The 4,598-nt window shown below is 63.1% G+C and carries 6 protein-coding genes; 4 read left to right on the top strand and 2 right to left on the bottom strand.

Features of this window, described 5'->3' with window-relative positions:
• Positions 1-211: 211 nt before the first annotated feature.
• Positions 212-430: a DUF1127 domain-containing protein gene (locus I8746_RS26705; protein WP_003252881.1), complete on the bottom strand. Its 219-nt coding sequence runs from the start codon at positions 428-430 to the stop codon at positions 212-214.
• Between the two features lie 96 nt (positions 431-526).
• On the opposite strand from I8746_RS26705, the gene I8746_RS26710 reads away from it, so the two are divergent.
• Complete coding sequence (locus tag I8746_RS26710; RefSeq protein WP_003252879.1) at positions 527-1,378, top strand: LysR substrate-binding domain-containing protein; 852 nt, start codon at positions 527-529, stop codon at positions 1,376-1,378.
• Between the two features lie 28 nt (positions 1,379-1,406).
• Here I8746_RS26710 and I8746_RS26715 read toward each other — a convergent pair whose 3' ends face one another.
• A complete protein-coding gene (locus tag I8746_RS26715; protein WP_003252877.1) occupies positions 1,407-2,156 on the bottom strand; it encodes a sulfite exporter TauE/SafE family protein in 750 nt (249 codons plus the stop codon).
• Between the two features lie 113 nt (positions 2,157-2,269).
• On the opposite strand from I8746_RS26715, the gene I8746_RS26720 reads away from it, so the two are divergent.
• From I8746_RS26720 to I8746_RS26730, 3 genes are all read left to right on the top strand, one after another.
• Entirely contained in the window at positions 2,270-3,223 is a 954-nt protein-coding gene (locus I8746_RS26720) for a LysR family transcriptional regulator (protein WP_088513083.1), read from the top strand.
• 58 nt (positions 3,224-3,281) lie between these two features.
• Positions 3,282-3,737, top strand: a complete 456-nt coding sequence (locus tag I8746_RS26725; protein ID WP_012053328.1) for a MarR family winged helix-turn-helix transcriptional regulator — start codon at positions 3,282-3,284, stop codon at positions 3,735-3,737.
• A gap of 140 nt (positions 3,738-3,877) precedes the next feature.
• A complete protein-coding gene (locus tag I8746_RS26730) occupies positions 3,878-4,306 on the top strand; it encodes an organic hydroperoxide resistance protein (RefSeq protein WP_012053329.1) in 429 nt (142 codons plus the stop codon).
• Positions 4,307-4,598: the final 292 nt, after the last annotated feature.

The following is a 4,598-nucleotide window of genomic DNA, read 5'->3' on the forward strand; positions in this document are numbered from 1 at the left end:
CGGGAGGACCGCGCTGCAGGCCCCATCCTGGGGCCCAGCGCTTGACGGGCATCCATGCCCGTCACCTCCCTCCGCAAGCCCTGCGCTCGGCCTCCTGAAGTCGCAATCTGCATCGCCTGAACTACCGCGCGCTTAGAAGCCAAAGCAAGAGCAAGAGCAAGAGCAAAAGCTGGAGCTGGAACTGGAGCAGAAGCGACTGCCACGCATGGCATCACTTCCTCAATGGATCATCCCAGAAATGCCGCTCGGCCTCTTGCTGGATATCCGCCCGACTCAACCCCAAGTCGCGCAAGGTTGCATCACTGAGGCTGGCCAGCTCCTGACGCTGTCGGTACAACTGCAGCCAGCGCGCCGGACGCTGCAAGGCCGCATGCCACAGGTAGCTCAGGGAAAAGGCAGGTTGCTGGATGCTGCTGACATGACCTTTCATCGTGAAGCCCTCCGTGTTGATGGCCTCAGTCTCACGCCAGGCATAAGATCAATCCAACGAATGTTTCTGATGCGATGCATCTCGGAGATTGATGCAATGTCCCAGTACCAGAGCCTCGACGCGGACGTTCTGCGCACCTTCGTCGCCATTGCCGAGCAAGGCGGCTTTACCCGCGCAGGCGAAGTGGTCAACCGCACCCAGTCAGCGGTCAGCATGCAGATGAAACGCCTGGAAGAAGACATTCTGCAGCGCCAGCTATTCGAACGTGATGGCCGTCAGGTGCGGCTGACCGCCGAAGGCCAGGTACTGCTGGGGTATGCCCGACGCATTCTCAAGTTGCATGGCGAGGTGTTCAACACCCTGCGCATGCCACACATGGTTGGGCTGGTGCGCATCGGCACACCAGACGACTACGCCATGCGCTTCCTGCCGACCATCTTGTCGAGCTTTGCCCAAGCCTACCCGCTGGTGCAGGTGGAAGTGCATTGCGATTCGTCCAAGCAGTTGATGCTGCGCCAGGACCTGGACCTGACCATCGTCACCCGCGAGCCCGGCAACGAGATTGGCCAGTTGCTACGCCAGGAACGCCTGGTCTGGGCCGCGGCAGAAGGCTTTTGCCCGCACGAACAGCGGCCGATGCCGGTGGCGCTGTTCAACACCGACTGCTTCTGTCGCGCCTGGACCTGCAATGCGCTGGAGGCACAGGGCATCGATTACCGTATTGCCTACACCAGCCCAAGCCTGGCGGCAATCTTTGCCATCGTCACCGCCGGGCTGGCAGTGACCGCGCAGCTGCAGAGCCTGATCGGGGGCAACATCCGCATTCTGGGTGAGAGCGAAGGGCTGCCACAGTTGCCCATGGCCAATGTAATGCTGGTGCGCAGTACGCAGACCCCCTCGCCAATCACCGACTGCATGGCCGACTACATCGTTGAGGGTTTCAAGTGATCAAGGGCCGAAAAACGGCCCCAACCTCTCAAAGCTCGAACCCCAGCATCACCGCACAGACCACCAGGAACACACAGAACATCGCCCGCAATACCTTCTCCGGCAACGCGTGGGCCAGCTTCACGCCCCAGCTGATGCTGAGCAAGCCCCCCACCGCCAAGGGAATCCCTACCCCCCAGTCAACACTATGGTGCACGCCATAGGTCACCAGCGTGACCAAGGTACTCGGCGCCGCCAGCGCCAGTGACAGCCCCTGCGCCACCACCTGAGTAGCGCCGAACACACTGGTCAGGATCGGTGTGGCCACCACGGCCCCACCTACCCCGAACAAGCCGCCCATGGTGCCGGCAAAGCTGCCCAGCACACCCAGCCACGGCCAGGCATGACGCAGCTCGGCACTCGGCGGCGACACCTTCATGAACATCCGCACCACGTTCCACACCGCCAAGGCTACCAGGAAGCCGACAAAACCCAGGCGCATGGAATGCGCATCAAGCCCCACCGCCCAGATCGACCCCAGCCAGGCAAACAAGAAGCTGCACGCCGACAGCGGCAACGCATGGCGCAACGCGATGCGGTTGCGCTGGTGATACCGCCACAGCGCCAGCAGCACATTGGGCACCACCATCACCAACGCGGTCCCCTGCGCCAACTGCTGGTCCAGGCCAAACAGCACGCCCAATGCCGGAATCGCAATCAGCCCGCCACCAATGCCGAACAAGCCCCCCATGGTGCCCAGGGCAGCGCCCAGCACGATATACAACAACCACTCGATCATCAGGGCCTCGTCCGCCTGTACCAATAATGCGAGCATGCTAACGAGTGTGCGCTGGCGGGGAAACGCACAGCAGCGCACAATGGCTGTGCGTTTTTCGCAAAAGCAAGGCAGCCATGAACCCCGATACCCTGACCGACCAATTGAGCCTGTTCCTCGATGTGCTGGAAACCGGCAGCTTTTCTGCCGCCGCCCGTCGCCACCCGCTGACCCCGTCTGCGGTAGCACGGCGTGTCGACAACCTGGAAAGCGCCGTCGGCAGCCGCCTGTTCACCCGCAGCACCCACGCGGTGCGGGCCACGCCTGCAGGCAACGCCTTTGCCGAGCGGGCCAGGCGCATCATCGAGGAGTTGCGCCTGGCCCGGGCTGAAGCGGTGTCACTGAGCAATGCCCCGGAAGGCCTGATCCGCATCGACGCCCCTGCCGCGTTTGGCCGCCGCCACCTGGCCCCGGCCATTGCCGACTTCCTGGTGGCCTACCCGGGCCTGGACGTGCAACTGCGGTTGATCGACAGCTTCGTCGACCTGCAGGGCAGCCACCTGGGCGAGGTCGACCTGGTGCTGCGCGCCGGCCCTTTGGCCGACACCCGTCTGGTCGCCACGCCGCTCGCCTACATGGTGCGCATTGCCTGCGCCAGCCCCGCCTACCTGGCCAGCCGCGGCATCCCCACCTGCCCCAGCGAACTGCCCGGGCATGACGGGCTGGACTGGGATGGCCTGGCGCCGCCGTTCGCCTGGCGCTTCAGTGTGGCCGGGCAAACCCGCCTGTACCGCCCCGCGCGCATGCGCATGGCTGCCAACAATGCCGAAACCCTGCTGTTCGGCGCCCTCGCCGGCCTGGGGATAGCCCACCTGCCCACCTGGCTGATCAGTGAATACCTGCTGCGCGGCGAGCTGATCCCGTTGTTTTGCGACGGCGGCATGCCTGAAGCCGAGACCAGCGGCATTTATGCGCTACGCCTGGCACATGAAACGAACTCTCGCAGCCGTTTGCTGCTCGAATTCCTCAAGAGCCGCTTCAGCCCGATTCCACCCTGGGACCTGGCCTTGCGCAGTGAACTGCGCGATTAATTCGCGCACTGATGATCAGCGTGCCAGAATTTTCCATTGATGACTTTCAAGGACCTGCATGAACGCCGACACCCAAGCCTCTTGTGACGAGCTGCTGCTGGACAACCAGGTCTGTTTCGCCCTGCACTCCACCTCGTTGCTGATGACCAAGGTCTACAAGCCGCTGCTGCAGGCGCTGGGCCTGACCTACCCGCAATACCTTGCCATGCTCGTGCTCTGGGAGCGTGACGGCCTGACCGTGGGCGAAATCAGCCAGCACCTGCTGACCGACCCAGGCTCGCTGACCCCGCTGCTCAAGCGCCTGGAAAGCGAAGGCCTGTTGCAGCGCAACCGCAGCCGCGAAGATGAACGGGTAGTGATGGTACAGCTGACCGACAAAGGCCGCGCCCTGCAACAGCAGGCCAAAGAGGTGCCGCCGTGCATTCTCAAGGCCAGCGGGCGGAGCCTTGAGCAGTTGCAGAAACTGCAAGCCGACCTGCTGAACCTGCGCGAAAACCTGCAGAAAAACCTCTGAGCGCTATGCTGTGAAATGGCCGTTCCGATGAACGGCGATGATTTATCTTGCGCACTAATTAATTGCGCGCTAATTTAAATCCCACACCAACCCCCGCCCTCCTGCAAACGGGAGCGCACAGCACATTAGCGAGGCTCAAGATGCAAAAGGTCACTCCGCTGTACATCGCAGAAGCAACCTCCACCGGTGGGCGCGACGGCAAATCCCGCTCCAGCGACGGCAAGCTGGAAGTCAAGCTCAGCACCCCCAAAGAGCTGGGCGGCGCGGGCGGTGACGGCACCAACCCCGAGCAGATGTTCGCCGCCGGTTACTCGGCCTGCTTCATCGGCGCCTTGAAGTTCGTGGCCGGGCAAGAGAAGAAAGCCCTGCCGGCAGATGCCTCGATCACCGCCAAGGTGGGCATCGGCCAGATCCCGGGCGGTTTTGGCCTGGACATCGACCTGCACATTAACCTGCCGGGCCTGGCACAGGCCGATGCCGAAGGGCTGGTGGAAAAGGCGCATCAGGTTTGCCCGTACTCCAATGCCACCCGCGGTAATGTGGATGTGCGCCTGCACGTAACCGTCTAAGGCGCAAAGGCTGGCCGCCCCCCCAGTGGGAGCGGCTTTGCGTCGCGAACGGGGCGCGAAGCGGCCCCAGGCGTTCGGCATGTAGGCAAAAATTGCCGGGGCCGCCTTGCGGCCCTATCGCGACGCAAGGCCGCTCCCACAAAAGCGCGAGCACAAGCACGCGCTGAGGATTGGGAAAGCACAGGATTGAGTAGGAGGCGGGTTCACACCCGCCGTCCTCTCACACCACCGTGCGTACGGTTCCGTACACGGCGGTTCAAGCTATGCGGCTAAGCCGGTTGATCGTATCCAG

Origin of the sequence: Pseudomonas sp. USTB-Z, from assembly GCF_019691255.1 — a bacterium.
In the GTDB taxonomy this organism is placed as follows: Bacteria; Pseudomonadota; Gammaproteobacteria; order Pseudomonadales; family Pseudomonadaceae; genus Aquipseudomonas; species Aquipseudomonas alloputida.